This window comes from Allorhizobium sp. nf9_anc (assembly GCF_056323085.1).
On record NZ_CM150481.1, the window covers coordinates 264,317 to 281,772 of the forward strand.

Here is a 17,456-nt window from a genome sequence, read left to right on the forward strand (position 1 = left end):
GGTTGTCATGAGCCAGGCCGATTATATCAGACGCACCGGCGAGATCGAGCACTACTTCGACCGCACCGCGCTCGATGCCTGGAAGCGGCTGACCGGCGATCAACCGGTGAGCGGCATCCGCGCCACCGTGCGCAAAGGCCGCGAAGAGATGCGCGGAACGCTGGCTTCGTGGCTGCCGCAGGATCTCACCGGCTGGCGCATCCTCGATGCAGGCTGCGGTTCCGGCGTTCTTTCCTTCGAACTTATCGCTCGTGGTGCCGAAGTCGTTGGCATCGATCTCTCGGCGCAGATGATCGCCCATGCCCGCCAGCGGGCACATGACCTTGAAGCGTCCCATGGCCGCTTCAAGGGTTCGGTCACCTTCCACAGCGGCGACATGCTCGATCCCCGCCACGGGCGCTTCGACGCGGTGGTCGCGATGGATGTACTGATCCACTATCGCCCTGCGGACGCCGTTCGCGTGCTCCACACGCTTGCCGAGCGCACCTCGCGTCAGATGATCTTCACGCTCGCTCCGGGCTCGCGCCTGCTGCGGGCCATGCTGGCTGCAGGCAAGGTTTTTCCGCGCGGCAACCGGGCGCCTGCGATCTACCCGGTCGATCCGGCGCGGCTTGTCGCACAGATGATCAACCATCCGGAGTTTGCCCATTGGCAGGCTGGTCGCAGCCACAAGGTCGCCGTCGGCTTCTACACCTCGCAGGCCATGGAGGTGATCCGGTCATGACGATCGCTGCCGCCAACCGCAAAATGATCTCGTTCTGGCAGAAGCTCGGAACGCGCTTCATGCCGTTTGCGGATGCTGCGTCGGCCGAGATGCCCCTGTCGAGGCTGCTGCGTCTTTCGTTGTTCCAGGTTTCCGCCGGTTGCGTGCTCGTTCTCCTGACCGGGACATTGAACCGCGTGCTGATCGTCGAGCTCGGCGTTTCCGTCGCGCTCGTCTCGGCGGTCGTCGCCATTCCGGTTCTGGCCGCTCCGCTGCGGCTGCTCTTCGGCTTCCGATCGGACACCTATAAATCGGTGCTCGGCTGGCGGCGTGTGCCCTATGTCTGGCTCGGCAGCCTGCTGCAATTCGGCGGCCTGGCGATCATGCCTTTTGCTCTTCTCCTACTGCAATCGCAGACGCTTGGCCCCGATTGGGCCGGCGCTGCAGGTGCAAGCCTTGCCTTCATCTTGACCGGCTTCGGCATGCACATGTCGCAGACGGCAGGCTTGGCGCTCGCAAGTGACCTCGTGCCTGAGGAAAAGCGCCCGCGGGTCGTGGCGCTCCTCTACTTCATGCTGCTCGCCGGCATGATCGGGGCCTCCAGCTTCTACAGCGTGTTCCTGGTCGATTTCTCGCCGAAGGTGCTGATCCAGGTTATCCAGGGTACGGCGCTGCTCACCATCATCATCAATGTCATCGCCATCTGGAAGCAGGAAGCGCGCGATGTGCGCCGCACGGCGGTTGACCGGGATCTGTCGAGTTTCTTCGACGCGCTTGAAGACTATCGCAGTGCGCCGGGTGTCATGCGGCTTCTGCTGGCGGTCGCAATCGGATCAGCGGCCTTTTCGATGCAGGATATTCTGCTTGAGCCCTATGGCGGTGAAATCCTCGGCCTGTCCGTCGGCGAAACAACCCGCCTGACGGGTCTCTGGGCCTTCGGAACCATGATCGGCTTTGCCTGGGCAGCCCACAGCCTGCAGCATGGCGCGCAAATGTACCGGGTTGCGGCGCGGGGCTTGCTCATCGGTCTTGGTGCCTTCCTGGCTGTCATCTTCGCCTCGCCGCTCGGTTTCAACGCGCTCTTCCATCTCGGTGCCTTCGGTATCGGTCTGGGCGGCGGTTTGTTCGCCGTCGGCACGATGCTTGCTGCCATGGGCATTGCAGAGCGCTCGGACAGTGGCCTTGTCGTCGGCGCCTGGGGTGCCGTGCAGGCGACTGCGATCGGCGCCAGCATGCTGGCCGGTGGCGTGATCAAGAACACGATCAATGCGCTGGCACTGAACGGCTCGCTGGGCGAGGCCATGATGACCCCGGCTGCCGGGTATCTGGTGGTCTACACCTTTGAAATCATTCTCCTCTTCCTGTGCCTGGCGGTCCTGGGTCCGCTCACCGGCCGGCGCTATCAGAGGGACTATCTGCAAGACATGCGTTTTGGACTGGCGGAGCTGCCCGGCTGACCGCCGGCGGATGCGCTTTACACGGGAGGGTCTGATATGACCGGGTCGTTGGTTGGGAATATCGATGTTGCACAAGTGGTGCTTTATGCGTTCTGGCTCTTCTTTGCGGGGCTGATCTGGTATCTGCGTCAGGAAGACCGTCGCGAGGGCTATCCGCTCGAAGAGGATGTCACGGGCCGCTACAACAAGAGCCCCTGGCTCTTCGTGCCGCCGAAGAAGACATTCCTCCTGCCGCATGGCCAGGGCATCAAGCAGGTTCCGGATTTCAAGCGCGACGAGCGCACGTTCTCCAGCCGCCGCATCGCACCGGCACCTGGCTATCCCATCGAGCCGGTCGGCAATCCGCTGCTCGCAGGCATTGGCCCCGGCTCCTGGGCCGAACGTTCCGACAAGCCTGACGTGACGGCCCATGGCGACGCCCGTATCGTGCCGATGCGTGTGGCTGAGGGTTTCGGTCTCGCCCAAGGTGCAACCGATCCCCGTGGCCTTTCTGTCCTCGGCTGCGACCGTCAGGTGGCCGGAACCGTCAAGGACATCTGGGTTGACCGGGCCGAACATCTGATCCGCTACTACGAAGTGGAGCTTGGTGAGGGCGGGCGTACCGTGCTTCTGCCCAACAACTTCGTCGTCTTCGGCACGGGCCGCGGGAACGTCCGCTACCTCTATGTGCATGCGGTGACCGCTGGTCAGTTTGCTGATGTGCCCGCCACCGCTCGCCCCGAACTCGTGACCCTGCTCGAGGAAGACAAGATCGCCGCCTATTTCGGCGCTGGCCTCCTCTATGCGGATCGCTTCCGTCAGGAGCCACTGCTGTGAAACAGTTCGTCACCCGTGAGCATGAAATCGAGCCGCTGCCGGGTCTTCCTGGCGTGCCTCCGGCCGGCGAGGTCATCCTGTGGCAAGGGCGGCCATCGTCTGCCCTGGTCGCTCGCCATCTGCTGAAAGTCCGCTGGATCGTTGGCTATTTCCTGATCCTTGCCAGCTGGGCGGTCGCGGCCGGTCTTTCGGACGGCCACCCGGCGGGCGGCATTCTCTTCTCGGTCGCTGTTCTCACGGCACTTGCCGGTCTGCTGATCGGCATGATCGAGCTGTTTTCCTGGGCGGTGGAGAAGACGACCCTCTACACGATCACCACGGAGCGCATCGTGATGCGCTTCGGTGTTGCGATCTCCATGACCCTCAATCTCCCCTTCCGCCAGATCGACAGCGTGTCGCTCGCCCGGATCGGTGAGAAGGCCGGCTTGATCGCGATCGCGCTTGTGCCGGAACAGCGCCTTTCCTGGCTCATCCAGTGGCCGCATGTGCGCGGCTTCCGCTTCGCCAAGCCTGAGCCGAGCCTGATCTACCTGCCCGACGCGACGAAGGTGGCCAATGTGCTGTCGGTTGCGATCGGCCAGTATCGCGGTGCGCGGGCCGAGCAGCCGCGGATCATCGTGCAAGAGACAGCCGGAAGCGCCATGCCGCCTTCCGTTGTCGCCGCCGAATAGGAGCGCGTCATGGGATCGGCTTCGCATCTCGGCTACTGGGCAGACCGCAAGGGCAAGACGCCAAATCGGGTACCCCGTGGCTTGTTTTTCGGTCTTGTCGGTCTTCTCGCCTTTACGGCGGGCGCAATTCTCTTCGGCAAGACGACGGGGCTCGGCCTTGTCACGCAGCAGCAGGGTGCGCCGGTCGGCATTCGCGATCTGATGATCACACGCAGCTCGTCTGACTTCGTCGTCGTCACCGATGCTGCGACCGGCCAGGAGATCGCCAGCTACGGCCCCCAGGCGGGCGGCTTCGTTCGCGGCTCGCTCCGGGCGTTCGAGCGCATGCGCCAGGTGGCCAAGGTGCCGTTCGACACACCTTACCGGCTGATCAAGTGGGAAGCCGGTTCCGTCAGCCTGTCCGACACGGGCACCGGCGAGCGGATTTATCTCGATGCCTTTGGCCGCGACAACGTGGCCGCATTCGAAGCCCTTCTGGGCTCACAGGGAGGAGAAAGCCAATGAACCCGGTCTTTGCCTTGATGCGACGGAAGGAGACGGTCGATTGTACCGTCGAAATCAACAACACCTTCGAGGCGCTCGGTGCGCATTTGAGGTTCGACAACGGGGTGGTCGTCCATCCGGGTGATGAAGTGCTTGTGCACGGCGCCCCGGTCCAGATCCCCTATGGCTCCAGCCAGAATTTCCGCCGCAAGGCAACCATCACCCGGGCCGGCGCGCTGGAGCGGGCCTGGATCCGCGCCACCGGCGATCTGGATATGATGGAATTGTGCGAATTCAGCTTCACGGAGAGGGCACTGTCATGAACAACCATGTTTCGCCAAGCGATCTTTCCGATCATGAGCCGACCGTCGAAGAACGCATGGCCGGGGTCAGCGATACGACCCGCAGCGCGCTCGTCTCCACGATGCTGACACCCCGCTTCTACACCACCGATTTCGAAGAGATGGACAAGATCAATGTCGAGCCGGTGCGTGCCGAATGGGACGTCTTGATCGCCCAGATGAAGAGCGATCCGAACCGTGGCCACTTCAAGCGCAACGAGCAGTGGGACGATATCGACATCGACGGCCTGCCGGACGATCTGCGCGAGGAATTCATCGACTTCCTCGTCTCGTCGCTCACGTCAGAATTCTCGGGCTGCGTGCTCTACAAAGAGATGAAGCGGCGCGGCAAGAACCAGGAGATCTGCGAGCTCTTCGGCTATATGAGCCGCGACGAGTCCCGCCATGCCGGTTTCATCAATGATGCGCTGAAGGAATTCGGCATCGGCGTGAACATGGGCTTCCTGGCGAAGGCCAAGAAATACACCTTCTTCAAGCCGAAGTTCATCTACTACGCGACCTATCTGTCCGAGAAGATCGGCTATGCCCGCTACATTACCATCTTCCGGCATCTCGAAAAGCATCCGGACAAGCGCTTCCACCCGATCTTCAAGTGGTTCCGCGAATGGTGCAATGACGAGTTCTCTCATGGCGAGGCCTTCTCGCTGATCATCCGCTCCGACAAGAGGCTGATGGAGGGGATGAACAAGTATTGGATCAAGTTCTTCCTACTCGCCGTCTTTGCGACCATGTATGTGCGCGATCACATGCGGCCGGCCTTCCACAAGGGGCTCGGCGTCGACATCGATGACTACGACATGAAGGTCTTCCGGCTGACGAGCGAGATCTCGCGCCAGTGCTTCCCGCTCGTGCTCGATCTCGACAATCCGGCCCTGCATGAAGGCTTCCGCCGGATGGAGCGGATCAATCGCCGTGTCATGGCAGCTGACGCCAAGGGCGGGATTTCCGGCCGGATCGCCAAGGGTTTCTGGTCCGCGGCCGCGGCCGTCAATTTCGTCCGCATGTATGTCATCCCGACGAAGTCGAACGCCATCCCTGCCACATCCCGCCTTCAGCCGGTCTGGTGAGGAGATTGCCATGACCTTCACGCACCCGCTCGCTGTCGTTCTGGTCGCCATCTCCGTATGGTGGCTTTCGACCGGGCTGGTGCTGGCCATGGTCAACCGATCCGACGGCCCGCGGGGCAGGGGCCTTGTTCTGATGGGCCTGATGACCATCGTCGGAGCCTTCGGCTTTGTCTTGATGCTATACGGTGCCCGCGAGCCGACGGTGCTTGGATCCTATGCCGGTTTCTTTGGCGCACTGCTCGTCTGGGCCTGGCACGAAGCTGCCTTCCTGACAGGGATCCTGACAGGTCGGCGCACGGGTGAGTGCCCTCCGGATCTCACCGGCTTTCGCCGTTTCCGGGCTGCCTGGGAGGCAGTGAGTGATCATGAGATCGCCATTCTCGTCACCGCAGTCGCACTTTGGCTGTCGCTCCAAGGATCGGTCAATCTCTTCGGGCTTGCCGCCTTCGGACTGCTCTGGGGCATGCGGATCTCGGCCAAGCTCGTCATTTTCCTAGGCGCGCCGCATGCCGTCAGCGAGTTGATGCCGAAAGGCATCCGGCACCTGAAGAGCTATTTCAAGACAGACCGGATGACGCCGCTGTTTCCGGTCTTTCTGGCGATCGCTGCGGGCCTGTTCGCCGTCCTCGTCGTGGGGGCAAACCGCGCGACCCAGGCGCATTCCGTCGTCGGCCACACGCTGCTGGCGACGTTCATGGCACTTGCCATCATCGAACACCTTGTTCTCGTGCTTCCCGTTTCCGACACTGCGCTGTGGCGCTGGGCGATGGCAAGGCAGGAACGGGCAAACCTCGTCATTCGCCCTTCGGCGGACGGCGTTTCCGCACTCAAGGAGGCTGGGCCTGTGTCTGTGCCGCACCCCTCCTGGACAGCAATTGGACAAGACACGATCGGGAAGAGGAAAGACTGATGACTGTTTTCCAGCACATGGAAGAGGCGCTCGCCGGCCTGCACACCGCCGGCAACTACCGCGTATTCGCGGATCTGGAGCGTCAGTGCTCGGCCTTTCCGAAAGCCGCGTTTCACAATGGTGACGGAACGGCCCGTGAGGTCACCGTCTGGTGCTCGAACGATTATCTCGGCATGGGCCAGAACCCGCTCGTGACGGAACGGATGATCGAGGTCGTTCGCAAGTGCGGCGCCGGTGCCGGCGGCACGCGCAACATCTCCGGCACCAATCACTATCACGTCCTGCTCGAGCAGGAGCTGGCTGACCTGCATGGCAAGGAAGGCGCGCTGATCTTCACATCGGGTTACGTGTCCAACTGGGCAGCGCTTGGAACGCTTCTCTCTAAGATCCCCGGGATCATCTGCTATTCGGACTCGCTCAATCACGCTTCGATGATCGAAGGCATTCGTCATTCCCGCTGCATCAAGCGGCAGTTCCGCCACAATGACTACAAGCATCTGCGCGAGCTGATGGCGGCCGACGATCCGGCAGCGCCGAAGCTGGTCGCGTTTGAGAGCGTTTATTCGATGGATGGCGACATCTCGCCGATCAAGGAGATCTGCGATGTCGCCGACCAGTTCGGTGCAATCACCTATCTCGACGAGGTGCATGCAGTTGGCATGTACGGCCCGCGCGGTGGCGGTGTCGCCGAGCGCGAAGGCTTGATGGACCGTCTGACGGTCATCGAGGGCACACTCGGCAAGGCTTTCGGTGTCATGGGCGGTTACATCACCGGTCCGGCCGTGCTCGTCGACTTTGTTCGCTCGTTTGCCTCTGGCTTCATCTTCACGACCGCGATCCCGCCGGCGCTTGCCGCGGGTGCAACTGCGTCGATCCGTCATCTGAAGGAAAGCAGCTTCGAGCGCCACATGCATCAGGCGACCGTTGCCAAGGTGCGGCGGGCGCTCGACGTCCGCGGAATTCCGCATATGCACAATCCCAGCCACATCGTGCCGGTCATGGTCGGCAATGCTGCGAAGTGCAAATGGATCTCGGACGTATTGCTCGACGATTTCGGCATCTACGTGCAGCCGATCAACTATCCGACGGTCGCCGTCGGCAAGGAACGGCTGAGGATCACGCCAACCCCGCTGCACAGCGATGCCGACATCGACCATCTGGCCGAGGCGCTCTGTTCGCTATGGTCGAAATGCGCGCTGGCGCGGGCGGTTGCCTAAACGGGGTAAAACCCGTATCGGCAGGCCCAGGATCTCTGTGGAACCGGACAGGATGACCGAAAGCATTTACATCCCGGCGATTGCCGGTGACGGATCGCTTTTTCCGATCGAGAAGATGCAGGCGCATCTCGACGGGCAGTTGCATCTTGCCGTCTCGGTTTTCGTCTTTGACGGCGACCTGCTGCTGATCCAGAAGCGTGCCGCAAGCAAGTATCACTGCGCCGGCCTCTGGGCCAATACGTGCTGTACACATCCCCACTGGGACGAGACCGTCGAACACTGCGCCGAGCGTCGGCTCACCGAGGAGCTCGGCTTTACCCTGCCGCTGACCCGTCATCAGACCGTCGAATACTCGGCTGATGTCGGCGAGGGTTTGAAGGAGCACGAACGGGTCACCCTGTTCAGCGCACAGGTCGACAGCCAGACGCTTCAGGTCGAGCCCGTCGCCGACGAGGTGGATGAAGTGCGCTGGATCGTTCCTGGCGAGTTGCTTCGGGAGGTGCGTGAGCGTCCTCAGGATTTCACGCCCTGGTTCCGCATCTATCTGCAACGCTTCCCAGGACTCAGCTTCGCTGAAGCGGCCTGATACAGACCTACCCCCTCATTCTCCTCATCTGAAACAAGTCCGCATCGGTAGCCTGGAGGTTACCGATGCGGACTGCGTTTGCAGTGAAGACAAGCAACTGCAACAGGGAAAGAAGCGCAAAAAGAAAGGGAGCCCGAGAGCTCCCCTTCCTCTTGCGGCCCGCCTTGGGAGGCCGTCAATCGCTGGCAGTCGGCGGGGACGATGGCGGCAGCAGGACGGCCGCCGTCTCGGACTTTGGTGCTGCGAGCGGCAGAGCGCTGCTCTGTTCGGCCGGTGCCATCCGTTGCGTCACGCCGGGCTGATAGGTGGTGAAGTCCGGCACCGTGATCGGCCCCTTCTTGGCGAGGGAGTCGACATAGTCCTGCAGCATCGAGGTGCCATAGAGCGGCTTCTGCACGCCGGCATGGCAGGTGCCGCAGCCGACCTTGAAGACATCACCCTCGGGGCCCTTGCGGGTGTCCGGGAAGACCGGCGTCAGGCCGACCATGTAGTTGGCATTGACGTCGCGCACCATGCGGATCCCGTGCCAGGCGGTCACACGCTGCGGCGGGCTTTCGTCCCAGGCGTTGAAGGCACGAGAGTTGTGGCAGGTCGTGCAATTCACGCCGAGAGACTCGGACATGTGCATCATCAGCGACCAGGTGGCTTCCGTCTCCTTGGTGCCAGCCGGATTTGTGCCGGTCGGCAGGGCGGTGTTGGAGTGCACTCGGATCGGCTTGGCATCCAGCAGGTAGTCCTTAAGGACATTCTGCGGCAGCGAGGAGTTGCCGCCGAACTTGGCGACGACGTTCTGGCCCGCGCGGTTCTGGGTCATGCCGCCCGCCGGCTTGGGCTCCAGATCCTCGTACCAATAGTTGACCGGGATCGCCTGGCCGCGGTGGCAGGTGTAGCAGGTGGCGCCGACCTGGCCGACATGGCTCTGCCAGTCGACATTGATGGCCTGCGTCATCTGGATCATCCGGCGCGCTACGACCTTTTGGTAGACTTCGTCGGAGGCGAGGTTTTCCGGGTTGTGGCAGTAGTTACAGCCGGCTTCCGGCGCGATCCATTCGGTGATCGAGGCCATGAACTGGTTGAACTGATCGTCGGAGAGATCGCCGAGGATCTGCACGTTTTCATAGAGATCGCGTGCCTTGTCACCTGCGGGGTCGGCTTCCCAGGGGGCTGGGGGCACGACGTTTGCCAGCTTCAGCGCTTCCTGGTTTTCGACGTCGCGGTGGACATACATGCCGGTGCCGCGAAAGCCGATCTGTTCGCTTTCGACAGGTGGTGCGTCCCAGCCGGCGCCGACGAAGCTTGCGATCGTCAGCAGTGAACCGGCGGAGACGGCGAAGGGGATCCAGAGTTTCATCGTCGTTCTCCTCAAAGCGCCGGGTCAACGACGCCGGGATAGCCCGGCAGCGGGGACACGATCCCGTGGTTGATGCCCCAGAGGTACCAGTTGTCGACGACCGTACCTGTCAGCAGGATGCCGATGCCGCCGGTGATCGGGGTCAGAATGGCAAACCACCAGGCCCAGCGGTGGACGGATTCCATGGTGGCGTTGAAGCCCATGGTCCATCTCCAGAAGAGGGCTGCGCGTTCGGAGGCCGTACCGCGATCGGTGATCTGTTCCAGCTCGCGTTCACCGCCGTATTTGCCGACGGCGAGGATCGTTGCGCCATGCATGGCAAACAGCAGGACCGAGCCGTAGAGGAAGACGATCGAGAGGCAGTGGAAGGGATTGTAGTAGAGATTGCCGTAACGGATCGAGAAAGCGGCCGTCCAGTCGAGATGCGGGAAGATGCCGAAGGGCACGGCTTCCGAGAAGTTGCCCATCAGGAGCGGACGGATGAAGCCGAGCACGAGGAAGAGCCAGATCGCAGCGGCGAATGCCCAGGCGACATGCGTGCCCATTTCCAGCTGGCGTGCCCGGCGATAGACGCGCACCCACCACAGAAGGATCGATGTCGTCAGGAAGAAGCCTGCGATCAGCCACCAGCCACCTTCCGCCAGTGGCGGCAGGACCTTGAGGCCGTACTTTGCCGGTGGCGGTTCAAGCCCCAGCCAGAAGAGCTGGCGAACGAACTGGATGGGATCCCAGCCGACCGAGGCCAGCATGTTTAGGCCGATGATCTCGAAGGCGATGAAACCGAAGACCAGCGAGAGCGTGCCGAGATAGCCGAGATAAATCGGTCCGATCTGGGCGTTGCCGATCATGCCGAACAGCTGCACCAGCATTGGCTTGCCGGCTCGCGGGCTGTCGCCGGCGGGAAGGGGCATGCCCTCTTCCAGCGGACCGCTGACCTGGATCGGCGTAATGATGTTTTGATACTGCGCTAATAAGAACATGGTCCGGTCCCCCTCAGTTCCAGATCGGCAGCGTCAGCCACCAGTTCCACCATTGCGGCCAGCCCTGATTCCAGAACGGTCCGCTGATGACGATGCAGACCGCGCTCCAGAAGCCCGCGTTGAGCGCCAGGATCAGGCCGAGGCGGTGGATGCCCAGCGTGCCGATCGAGTAGCCAATGATGTCGCGGAAGAATGTGTCTTCGTATTCCGGCGTCTTTACCTCGGCCTGCTTGCCGGCCTCGGTGATCGATGCACCTGGATTGGCAGCCGACAGGATCAGGCCGCCATGCAGGGAGAGCGCGAGCGTCGTGGTGAAGAAGAAGGTCACCGCGATCATATGCGCCGGATTGTAGTGGAAATGCAGGTACTGGTAGCCGACGTTCGACACCCAATCCAGATGGCTGAAGATGCCGTAGGGAAAGCCATGACCCCAGGCGCCGAGCAGCAGCGGACGGAAGACGACAAGCGTCGCATAGGCGAAGATCGCGAAAGAGAATGCAAAGGGCACGTGGTAACCCATGCCGAGCTTGCGGCAGATTTCCACTTCGCGCAGTGCCCAGGATATGAAGGCACCGAGCGCGCAGACGGTGACGATCTGCCAGAGGCCGCCTTCCTTCAGCGGCGCAAGCGCCAGGCCGTAGGACAGGTCGGGTGGTGCAATCGAGATCTGCCAGATGTTCCATGTCGGGCCAAGCGCCGCGCCATAGATCAAAAGTGCCGTCCCGAGCGTGGCAAAAAAGGCCGTGGTCACGCCGAAGAAGCCGACATAGAACGGTCCTACCCAGAAATCGAAGAGATCGCCTCCGAGCAGCGTACCGCCTCGTACGCGATATTTGCGTTCAAAACTCAGCAGCGCCATGTTCGTTTCCTCCAGAGGTGATCAGCCAGGCGGCGTTGTCGGGTCATGCGATTTGGCGGCGGGCGAGACCTAGGTCACGCCCGCTGCCGTCTTGGTCCTTCAGCCGATGAGCCGGAGATCCACGCCTTCAGAGAGGGAATGCTCCAGGGAACTGGTCGTGAGGGGCTTGCCCTCCAGCCAGTTGAAGCGTTCCGTGCTCAGCAGGATAAAGTGGATCAGGATCGCAAGCGTGAACAGGAATACAGACAGTGCAACCAGCGCTTTGCGCGGGTCGAACATAAGCCAGACTCTCCACATATCGCGTCCTCCTCAGGTCAACATCGGCAGAAGCGTGAGAGCCGTCTGGTTAATGCCCTCGAGAGAGCTGTAACCTTCCGGACCGGGGATCCAGGGACGCCACATCCAGACCAAGATATGCGCGACGATGGCAATCGCCGTGAATATCATGAAGCCTTGGATGAAAAATCCATGGACCTCGCGCGCTTCGCTTTCGGTCAGACCCGAAAGCGAAACATTTGATGTTTCAGCCATCAAATTCACCTCCTAGTCTCGAACACCGCGGCGCCCCCGCGGCGGGGTTTCGGCAGGGTCTTGAGGATCCTGCCGGGTTTCTGCCGGTGTCGAGAACACCGGCAAACGGATCGGGTTACGCGTGGAAGGCGTAACCGGCAGCTGCGTAAGCCGAAGAGCGAGCCTCGGCGAAGATCGATTGGTCGGGGCGCTCGGCCGCGTCCTCGGCATGCCCGGCAAGCCTCGACGTCAAGGCGGCGCAAAGGCACAGCGGATAAAGGAGCAGGTAGAGACGCCGCATGTTCTGGCGCTCGGACTGGCGGTCGCGATGTCGACGCAGGTCCTGATCGGATCGGGTTGCAGTGATCATGGCTTCACCTCCAGTTGTCCCATTGATGGGTGTCGTTCCCTCGCTCATGCATAGGCTCCCTCAAGGCGGGCGGCCGTCTCGACATGATGGCGGGTAACTTCGTGGTCTTCGGCCCGGCGCGCCTCACGCTCCGCCGCTTCCCTGAGCCGCTTGGCGGCCGAGATGCGCACGAGCACGGGCTCGTTGCCGATGAATGTTTCGAGCGAGGCCTGGGCATCGGACTGCCAGGCCATCTCGCTGCGCGGACGAGCTGTTGTCGCTTCGATCGCGTCGAGTTCTCCGGCGCGCGGCAGGATGTCGAACAGCATGTCGAAGAGCGCGTTGCAGACCTCCTGGATCAGCCAGGCCGCCCCCGAATAGCCCATGACAGGCGTACCGGGATGGCGACGAACGATGGCGCCGGGATAGGAGAGCTGCACGAACTTGCCGCGGGCACCGCGCTCGGCCATGTACATCCGCTCGTTGAACGAGCCGAACATGATCATCGGCGGCTTCTTGGCCGTGAGCTCCGCGACCTCGATATTGTCGGTCTTCGATCCGGCCTTGCGGGGGATCGCGAAGTTGCAGGGCAGGCCCATTTCCTCCTCGAGGAAATTCCGGATGCCGCGCACATAAGTTTCGTTTGCGACGATCGCGAAGCTTGCAGTCGCAAAGAAGTCCTGGGTGACGGAGCGCCAGAGATCCCAAAGCGGCTTCAGCGTCGTGTGCTTTTCCTTCAAAATGAAGGGTTCGGGGTCGAGCCCGAGCATGTCTCCGAGTTCGCGCAGGAAGGCCGTCGTCGAATGAATGCCAATAGGGGCTTGCAGATAGGGACGGTCGAGCGTCTCGCAGAGCAGACGGCCGAACTCGCGGTAGAGGCAGATATTGGCATCGGCATCAGCGAGCTTGCGCACGTCTTCGAGATGGCTGCCCAGCGGAAAGACCATGTTGATCTCGGCGCCCATTCCCTCGACCAGCCGGCGGATTTCCGCCAGGTCCGAAGGCATGTTGTAGGTGCCGTAGATCGGGCCGATAATGTTGACGCGGGGCTTGGCACCATCAGGACGACGGCGCGGTGCCGGCACCTTGCCGCCCTTCGGGCCGAATTCGGTCCAGAGCCATTTCAGCGCGCGGTCGGCGCTCTGCCACTGGTCCTCGTCGATGGTGCGCGGCAGGAAGCGGACGATGTTGGAGCCTTCGGGCGTCACGCCGCCGCCGATCATCTCGGCGATCGAGCCGGTGACAACGACAGCCGGCAGGTCCGGATCGAGCGCCAGGCGGGCCCGCTTCATTGCGCCTTCGGTGCCGTGCTGACCAAGCTCGTCTTCCGAGAGGCCGGAGACGACGATCGGCAGTTCATGTGGGGGCAGGGCGTCCGTATAGTGAAGGACGGAGGTGACGGGCAGGTTCTCGCAGCCAACAGGGCCGTCGATGATGACCTGTAGGCCCTTGATCGCGGTGAAGGCGTAAACGCTGCCCCAATAGCCGCCGGCTCTGTCGTGGTCGAGGATCAGCATCCGACACTCTCCCCATTGTCGACGGCGTTGCGGGACTGCTTGACCTTGGCGGCGAACTTCTTGCGATAGGCGCTGCGGTCTTCGGGCACGTTTTCCCAGATGCCGGCACCATCACCTTTGCCGACGCCCTCGAAGAAGGCGTTCATGGCGAGGAAGCGGTCCTTGTTGCCGATCGCGGCATTGATGACAGCTGGCAGAGAGGCGACACCGGCCGGACCCATCAGGGGACGGGCGGAAATTAGGTTGGTGAAGTAGAGGGCAGGGGTGGCTGCCTCCTTCGCCTTCTGCACGACGGGGGTCGTGCCGATGGCGAGGTCCGGCTTGAATTCGGCGAAGGCGGCGAGGTCTTGCTCCAACGAGGCGCGGAAGCGCAGTTCCACACCATGCGCGGATAGCCACTCGGCATCCTCGCTGTTGTAGGGGGTCTTCGGACAGGCGGTCCCGACATAGCGAAGATCCGCGCCAAGCTCGACGAGCAGTCGGGCAACCAGGAGTTCGGAACCTTCGTAGCCGGAGAGCGTGATGCGGCCATTGATCCTGTGCTCGGCAAGTGCCGCCTTTATTGCGGCGCGCATCGCGTTGCGGCTGATATTGGTCTTCGCCTCTGGGACGTTGCAGCTATCGCCGATCGCCTTCAGCCAGGCATCGGTGCCGTCGACGCCCACCGGTGCCGAGCCGACGATCGGGCGGCCGGCCGCCTGGAATTCGCGGATGCTCGCCGTGTAGAAGGGATGGATTGCGGCCACAGCGGCGCAGTCGAGAGCGGAATAGAGCTCGCGCCATTCGCGGACGGGAACGGTCGGGCCGGCGGCGAGGCCCATCGGCTCCAGCATGCCGCCGATCACAACCGGATCGACCGGGAACATTTCACCGAGCAGGGTGACGGTGGGTCTGTCCTTCAGCCCGCCGCGCGGGCGCTGAACCGGGCCTTCGCCGATTTCCTGGCGGGCATAGGCGAGCATCGCGCCTGACAGCACGTCTTTCGCTTCCGCATGGGTCGGAACGCCAAAGCCGGGGACGTCGATCCCGACGATGCGCACACCATCGATTTCGCGCGGCAGCATGCGGAGCGGAACGCCGGAGGCCGAGGGGACGCAGAGATTGGTGACGACGACGGCATCGAACTTGGCCGGATCCGCCATCTGGTGCACGGCCTCGACGATGTCCTCATAGAGCTTGCCGGTGACCAGGGTCTCGGAGCTGAATGGCACATAGCCGACGGAGCGCTTGGCGCCATAGAAATGCGAGGTGAAGGTCAGGCCGTAGACGCAGCAGGCGGAGCCTGAGAGGATCGTGCCGACGCGGCGCATGCGAAGGCCGACGCGCAGCGAGCCGAAAGCCGGGCACATGGATTGCGGCTGATCGTGTGGACCCTTCGGGTAGTCGGCTTCGAAGCGATCCATAAGCTCGCCCTGGCCGGCCGCACGGGCAGCCGCTTTGGAGAGTTCGACGCCACCATGGCAGCCGATGCCGGATGCCTCCGCCACGCCGTCTGCAAGGACGGCGGCATCGTTGCCGACGGGAGTGATCCCGTTGGCGTCGTCCGGCTCGAATTCCTTGCGAAGGTCATCCATAATGCTCACCCGATCTCACACGTTGTCGTAGACGACTTCCAGCGACGGCCGTTTCAGCGCGCCCGTGGCGCACATGTCTTCCGGCAGGGCTGGTTGGAGCTTGTAATCGGCGCCCGTTTCGCTGGCGTCGAAGAGACCGAGCAGGCCATCCTGATCGAGCGGTTTGGGGAGGATCGGCGGCGCTTCGGCCAGATTGATGGACAGCGCTTCGAAAAGCGGTCCCCAATGGCTCTCATGCGTGCCGATGATCTGGTAATTTGCGCTCTTGCGGCGGATGTCATCGTCCTGCGGGATCGAGGCGAGCACCGGGATGCCAACCGCGTCCGCAAAGGCCTGGGCTTCACCCGTGCCATCGTCCTTGTTGATGACGAGGCCGGCGACGCCGACATTGCCGCCGAGATTGCGGAAGTATTTCACGGCCGAACAGACATTGTTGGCGACATAGAGCGATTGCAGATCGTTCGAGCCGACGACGACGACCTTCTGGCACATGTCGCGGGCGATCGGCAGGCCAAAGCCGCCGCAGACCACGTCGCCGAGGAAGTCGAGCAGGATGAAGTCGAAGTCCCATTCATGGAAACCGAGCTTTTCCAGTGTCTCGAAGCCGTGGATGATGCCGCGTCCACCGCAGCCTCGGCCTACTTCCGGTCCGCCGAGTTCCATGGCGAAGACGCCGTCACGCTTGAAGCAGACGTCGGAGATCGAGACCTCCTGGCCAGCTTCCTTGCGGCGCGAGGCCGTCTGGATGATGGTCGGGCAGGCGCGGCCGCCGAAGAGCAGCGAGGTCGTATCGCTCTTGGGGTCGCAGCCGATCAGCAGGACTTTCTTGCCGAGCTGGGCCAGCATGTAGGAGAGATTGGCGAGCGTGAAGCTCTTGCCGATGCCGCCCTTGCCGTAGATCGCGATGATCTGCGTGTCCTTGGTGACTTTGCCGGTGGCCGGGGCATCGGGTTCGATCGCGGCTTCTTCGCGGAGGTTTTCCTGCAGGCGCTCCAGTCCGTCCTGTGCGAGGTCGAGGCTCATGCGGCTTTCCTCCAGTCGATAATCATTTTCAGGCAGTCGGGGTCGTTGAATGCAGTCCGGTAGGCCGAAGCCGCATCGGACGGGGCAGAATGATGGGTGATGAGACCGCCCAGCGAGAGGCTGCCAGCATCGACCAGAGCGAGAACCGCCTCGACGTCGGTCGAGTTGAATTCGGCGGCGATGGCGATCGATGCTTCCTTCATGAAAGCGGCCGGGAAGGCAAAGTCGACGCGGCTCCCGTAAAAGCCTGCCAGGACAAGTTCGCCGCGGCGATTGAGCTGCGCGATTGCCTTGTCGATGACCGCAGCGTCGCCGCTTGCATCGATGATCACGTCGTGGCGCTGATCGCTGTCGCTCTCAGGCGCGGCGACAACATAACCGTTGGCGCCCGTGCGGCGGGCTGCCCGTGTCTCCCACACGATCGGTGCGGGCAGTCCGGTGGCGACAATGATGCGGGCGATGAGACGTCCGAGGACGCCGTGGCCGATGACAAGTGATGCGGGGCGTGTCGAGCGACAGACCGCATGGTGCGCCGTTGCAGCGAGTGCCAGGAGTGCGGCTTCTTCAGCCTGTTCAAAATGGGTTCGGACCGTGCGGGCACCCGGCACCACGAGCCGTGCGGCGCTTGCGCCGAAAAGCCCTGCGGCGTCTGCGTAGCAATTTGCGCCCGGTACGAAGACCTGGTCGCCGACAGCGCGCCCCGAGGTTTCTCCGGCTTCGATGATGGTGCCCACCGTCTCATAGCCCGGGACCAGCGGATAACGCATGCCGGGGAATGCCGGCATCGTGCCCTCGTACAGCATTTTCTCTGTCCCGCTGGAGACGCCGCTGAAGCGCGATTCCACAACCACGTCCGACGCCTCGGGCGCATTCAGCGCCAATCGCCTGACGGCGAGCGTTCCTGGTTTTTCGAAGACGATGGCTGCGCTGTGCATTGTCGCGTCCTCCCCGGACACGGGATGCCTTCTGCTCCCAAATGTCATATTAAGATTACGCTTCTGAGTGTCAATCTAAATTTACA

At 62.6% G+C, this 17,456-nt stretch carries 20 protein-coding genes; 10 read left to right on the plus strand and 10 right to left on the minus strand.

Annotation, left to right across the window (positions count from 1 at the left end; all coding sequences use genetic code 11):
• Positions 1 to 7: 7 nt before the first annotated feature.
• Genes bchM through idi form a run of 10 tightly spaced genes read left to right on the plus strand, consistent with a single transcriptional unit; the run spans position 8 to position 8,272 of the window.
• Entirely contained in the window at positions 8 to 724 is a 717-nt protein-coding gene (bchM, locus tag AC02Y0_RS01105; RefSeq protein WP_476381734.1) for a magnesium protoporphyrin IX methyltransferase, read from the plus strand.
• Positions 721 to 2,160 carry a BCD family MFS transporter gene (locus tag AC02Y0_RS01110; RefSeq protein WP_102018693.1) on the plus strand — a complete coding sequence of 480 codons (1,440 nt, stop codon included), beginning with the start codon at positions 721 to 723 and terminating at the stop codon, positions 2,158 to 2,160. Before bchM ends, AC02Y0_RS01110 begins: the two co-directional genes overlap by 4 nt.
• Positions 2,161 to 2,196: 36 nt before the next feature.
• Positions 2,197 to 2,976 carry a photosynthetic reaction center subunit H gene (puhA, locus tag AC02Y0_RS01115; protein ID WP_476381736.1) on the plus strand — a complete coding sequence of 260 codons (780 nt, stop codon included), beginning with the start codon at positions 2,197 to 2,199 and terminating at the stop codon, positions 2,974 to 2,976.
• Complete coding sequence (gene puhB / locus AC02Y0_RS01120; RefSeq protein WP_476381738.1) at positions 2,973 to 3,647, plus strand: photosynthetic complex putative assembly protein PuhB; 675 nt, start codon at positions 2,973 to 2,975, stop codon at positions 3,645 to 3,647. Before puhA ends, puhB begins: the two co-directional genes overlap by 4 nt.
• A 9-nt stretch (positions 3,648 to 3,656) precedes the next feature.
• Complete coding sequence (gene puhC, locus AC02Y0_RS01125) at positions 3,657 to 4,151, plus strand: photosynthetic complex assembly protein PuhC (protein WP_102018690.1); 495 nt, start codon at positions 3,657 to 3,659, stop codon at positions 4,149 to 4,151.
• Positions 4,148 to 4,453, plus strand: a complete 306-nt coding sequence (locus AC02Y0_RS01130; RefSeq protein WP_102018689.1) for a hypothetical protein — start codon at positions 4,148 to 4,150, stop codon at positions 4,451 to 4,453. The genes puhC and AC02Y0_RS01130 overlap by 4 nt, the downstream gene beginning before the upstream one ends.
• A 56-nt stretch (positions 4,454 to 4,509) precedes the next feature.
• Entirely contained in the window at positions 4,510 to 5,559 is a 1,050-nt protein-coding gene (acsF, locus tag AC02Y0_RS01135; RefSeq protein ID WP_476383930.1) for a magnesium-protoporphyrin IX monomethyl ester (oxidative) cyclase, read from the plus strand.
• A 10-nt stretch (positions 5,560 to 5,569) separates the two neighbouring features.
• On the plus strand, positions 5,570 to 6,469 hold the full coding sequence (gene puhE / locus AC02Y0_RS01140) for a putative photosynthetic complex assembly protein PuhE (protein ID WP_102018688.1): 900 nt from the start codon (positions 5,570 to 5,572) through the stop codon (positions 6,467 to 6,469).
• The gene (gene hemA / locus AC02Y0_RS01145; protein ID WP_476381741.1) at positions 6,469 to 7,686 is read left to right on the plus strand and encodes a 5-aminolevulinate synthase; all 1,218 of its coding nucleotides are present in this window, start codon (positions 6,469 to 6,471) and stop codon (positions 7,684 to 7,686) included. Before puhE ends, hemA begins: the two co-directional genes overlap by 1 nt.
• Before the next feature lie 52 nt (positions 7,687 to 7,738).
• Entirely contained in the window at positions 7,739 to 8,272 is a 534-nt protein-coding gene (gene idi, locus AC02Y0_RS01150; RefSeq protein ID WP_476381743.1) for an isopentenyl-diphosphate delta-isomerase, read from the plus strand.
• Positions 8,273 to 8,447: 175 nt separating this feature from the next.
• On the opposite strand, the gene pufC is transcribed toward idi, so the two are convergent.
• The 10 genes from pufC to bchC all read right to left on the minus strand — a co-directional run bounded on the left by pufC (position 8,448) and on the right by bchC (position 17,370).
• On the minus strand, positions 8,448 to 9,623 hold the full coding sequence (gene pufC / locus AC02Y0_RS01155; protein WP_476381745.1) for a photosynthetic reaction center cytochrome PufC: 1,176 nt from the start codon (positions 9,621 to 9,623) through the stop codon (positions 8,448 to 8,450).
• Positions 9,624 to 9,634: 11 nt separating this feature from the next.
• On the minus strand, positions 9,635 to 10,603 hold the full coding sequence (gene pufM, locus AC02Y0_RS01160; RefSeq protein WP_102018684.1) for a photosynthetic reaction center subunit M: 969 nt from the start codon (positions 10,601 to 10,603) through the stop codon (positions 9,635 to 9,637).
• A 13-nt stretch (positions 10,604 to 10,616) separates the two neighbouring features.
• Entirely contained in the window at positions 10,617 to 11,462 is an 846-nt protein-coding gene (gene pufL / locus AC02Y0_RS01165) for a photosynthetic reaction center subunit L (RefSeq protein ID WP_102018683.1), read from the minus strand.
• 99 nt (positions 11,463 to 11,561) lie between these two features.
• On the minus strand, positions 11,562 to 11,759 hold the full coding sequence (gene pufA / locus AC02Y0_RS01170) for a light-harvesting antenna LH1, alpha subunit (RefSeq protein WP_102018682.1): 198 nt from the start codon (positions 11,757 to 11,759) through the stop codon (positions 11,562 to 11,564).
• Positions 11,760 to 11,771: 12 nt separating this feature from the next.
• Positions 11,772 to 11,993 (minus strand): light-harvesting antenna LH1, beta subunit, encoded by a 222-nt coding sequence (pufB, locus tag AC02Y0_RS01175; protein WP_006724822.1) that lies wholly within the window; start codon positions 11,991 to 11,993, stop codon positions 11,772 to 11,774.
• Positions 11,994 to 12,108: 115 nt separating this feature from the next.
• Entirely contained in the window at positions 12,109 to 12,342 is a 234-nt protein-coding gene (locus AC02Y0_RS01180; RefSeq protein WP_102018681.1) for a hypothetical protein, read from the minus strand.
• Positions 12,343 to 12,386: 44 nt separating this feature from the next.
• Positions 12,387 to 13,838, minus strand: a complete 1,452-nt coding sequence (gene bchZ, locus AC02Y0_RS01185) for a chlorophyllide a reductase subunit Z (protein ID WP_102018680.1) — start codon at positions 13,836 to 13,838, stop codon at positions 12,387 to 12,389.
• On the minus strand, positions 13,832 to 15,412 hold the full coding sequence (gene bchY / locus AC02Y0_RS01190) for a chlorophyllide a reductase subunit Y (protein WP_476381748.1): 1,581 nt from the start codon (positions 15,410 to 15,412) through the stop codon (positions 13,832 to 13,834). The genes bchZ and bchY overlap by 7 nt, the downstream gene beginning before the upstream one ends.
• 15 nt (positions 15,413 to 15,427) lie before the next feature.
• Positions 15,428 to 16,435: a chlorophyllide a reductase iron protein subunit X gene (locus tag AC02Y0_RS01195; protein WP_102018678.1), complete on the minus strand. Its 1,008-nt coding sequence runs from the start codon at positions 16,433 to 16,435 to the stop codon at positions 15,428 to 15,430.
• Entirely contained in the window at positions 16,432 to 17,370 is a 939-nt protein-coding gene (bchC, locus tag AC02Y0_RS01200; protein ID WP_476381750.1) for a chlorophyll synthesis pathway protein BchC, read from the minus strand. The genes AC02Y0_RS01195 and bchC overlap by 4 nt, the downstream gene beginning before the upstream one ends.
• Between the last annotated feature and the right edge of the window lie 86 nt (positions 17,371 to 17,456).

Bases quoted from the DNA above. Each gene is read 5' to 3' on its own strand.
- AC02Y0_RS01130 (WP_102018689.1), top strand. From the start codon at position 4,148: ATGAACCCGGTCTTTGCCTTGATGCGACGGAAGGAGACGGTCGATTGT.
- pufL (WP_102018683.1), bottom strand. From the start codon at position 11,462: ATGGCGCTGCTGAGTTTTGAACGCAAATATCGCGTACGAGGCGGTACG.
- puhC (WP_102018690.1), top strand. From the start codon at position 3,657: ATGGGATCGGCTTCGCATCTCGGCTACTGGGCAGACCGCAAGGGCAAG.
- bchZ (WP_102018680.1), bottom strand. From the start codon at position 13,838: ATGCTGATCCTCGACCACGACAGAGCCGGCGGCTATTGGGGCAGCGTT.
- AC02Y0_RS01180 (WP_102018681.1), bottom strand. From the start codon at position 12,342: ATGATCACTGCAACCCGATCCGATCAGGACCTGCGTCGACATCGCGAC.
- bchY (WP_476381748.1), bottom strand. From the start codon at position 15,412: ATGGATGACCTTCGCAAGGAATTCGAGCCGGACGACGCCAACGGGATC.
- AC02Y0_RS01110 (WP_102018693.1), top strand. From the start codon at position 721: ATGACGATCGCTGCCGCCAACCGCAAAATGATCTCGTTCTGGCAGAAG.
- idi (WP_476381743.1), top strand. From the start codon at position 7,739: ATGACCGAAAGCATTTACATCCCGGCGATTGCCGGTGACGGATCGCTT.
- pufA (WP_102018682.1), bottom strand. From the start codon at position 11,759: ATGTGGAGAGTCTGGCTTATGTTCGACCCGCGCAAAGCGCTGGTTGCA.
- AC02Y0_RS01195 (WP_102018678.1), bottom strand. From the start codon at position 16,435: ATGAGCCTCGACCTCGCACAGGACGGACTGGAGCGCCTGCAGGAAAAC.
- bchM (WP_476381734.1), top strand. From the start codon at position 8: ATGAGCCAGGCCGATTATATCAGACGCACCGGCGAGATCGAGCACTAC.
- pufB (WP_006724822.1), bottom strand. From the start codon at position 11,993: ATGGCTGAAACATCAAATGTTTCGCTTTCGGGTCTGACCGAAAGCGAA.
- puhE (WP_102018688.1), top strand. From the start codon at position 5,570: ATGACCTTCACGCACCCGCTCGCTGTCGTTCTGGTCGCCATCTCCGTA.
- bchC (WP_476381750.1), bottom strand. From the start codon at position 17,370: ATGCACAGCGCAGCCATCGTCTTCGAAAAACCAGGAACGCTCGCCGTC.
- pufC (WP_476381745.1), bottom strand. From the start codon at position 9,623: ATGAAACTCTGGATCCCCTTCGCCGTCTCCGCCGGTTCACTGCTGACG.
- acsF (WP_476383930.1), top strand. From the start codon at position 4,510: ATGGCCGGGGTCAGCGATACGACCCGCAGCGCGCTCGTCTCCACGATG.
- pufM (WP_102018684.1), bottom strand. From the start codon at position 10,603: ATGTTCTTATTAGCGCAGTATCAAAACATCATTACGCCGATCCAGGTC.
- hemA (WP_476381741.1), top strand. From the start codon at position 6,469: ATGACTGTTTTCCAGCACATGGAAGAGGCGCTCGCCGGCCTGCACACC.
- puhA (WP_476381736.1), top strand. From the start codon at position 2,197: ATGACCGGGTCGTTGGTTGGGAATATCGATGTTGCACAAGTGGTGCTT.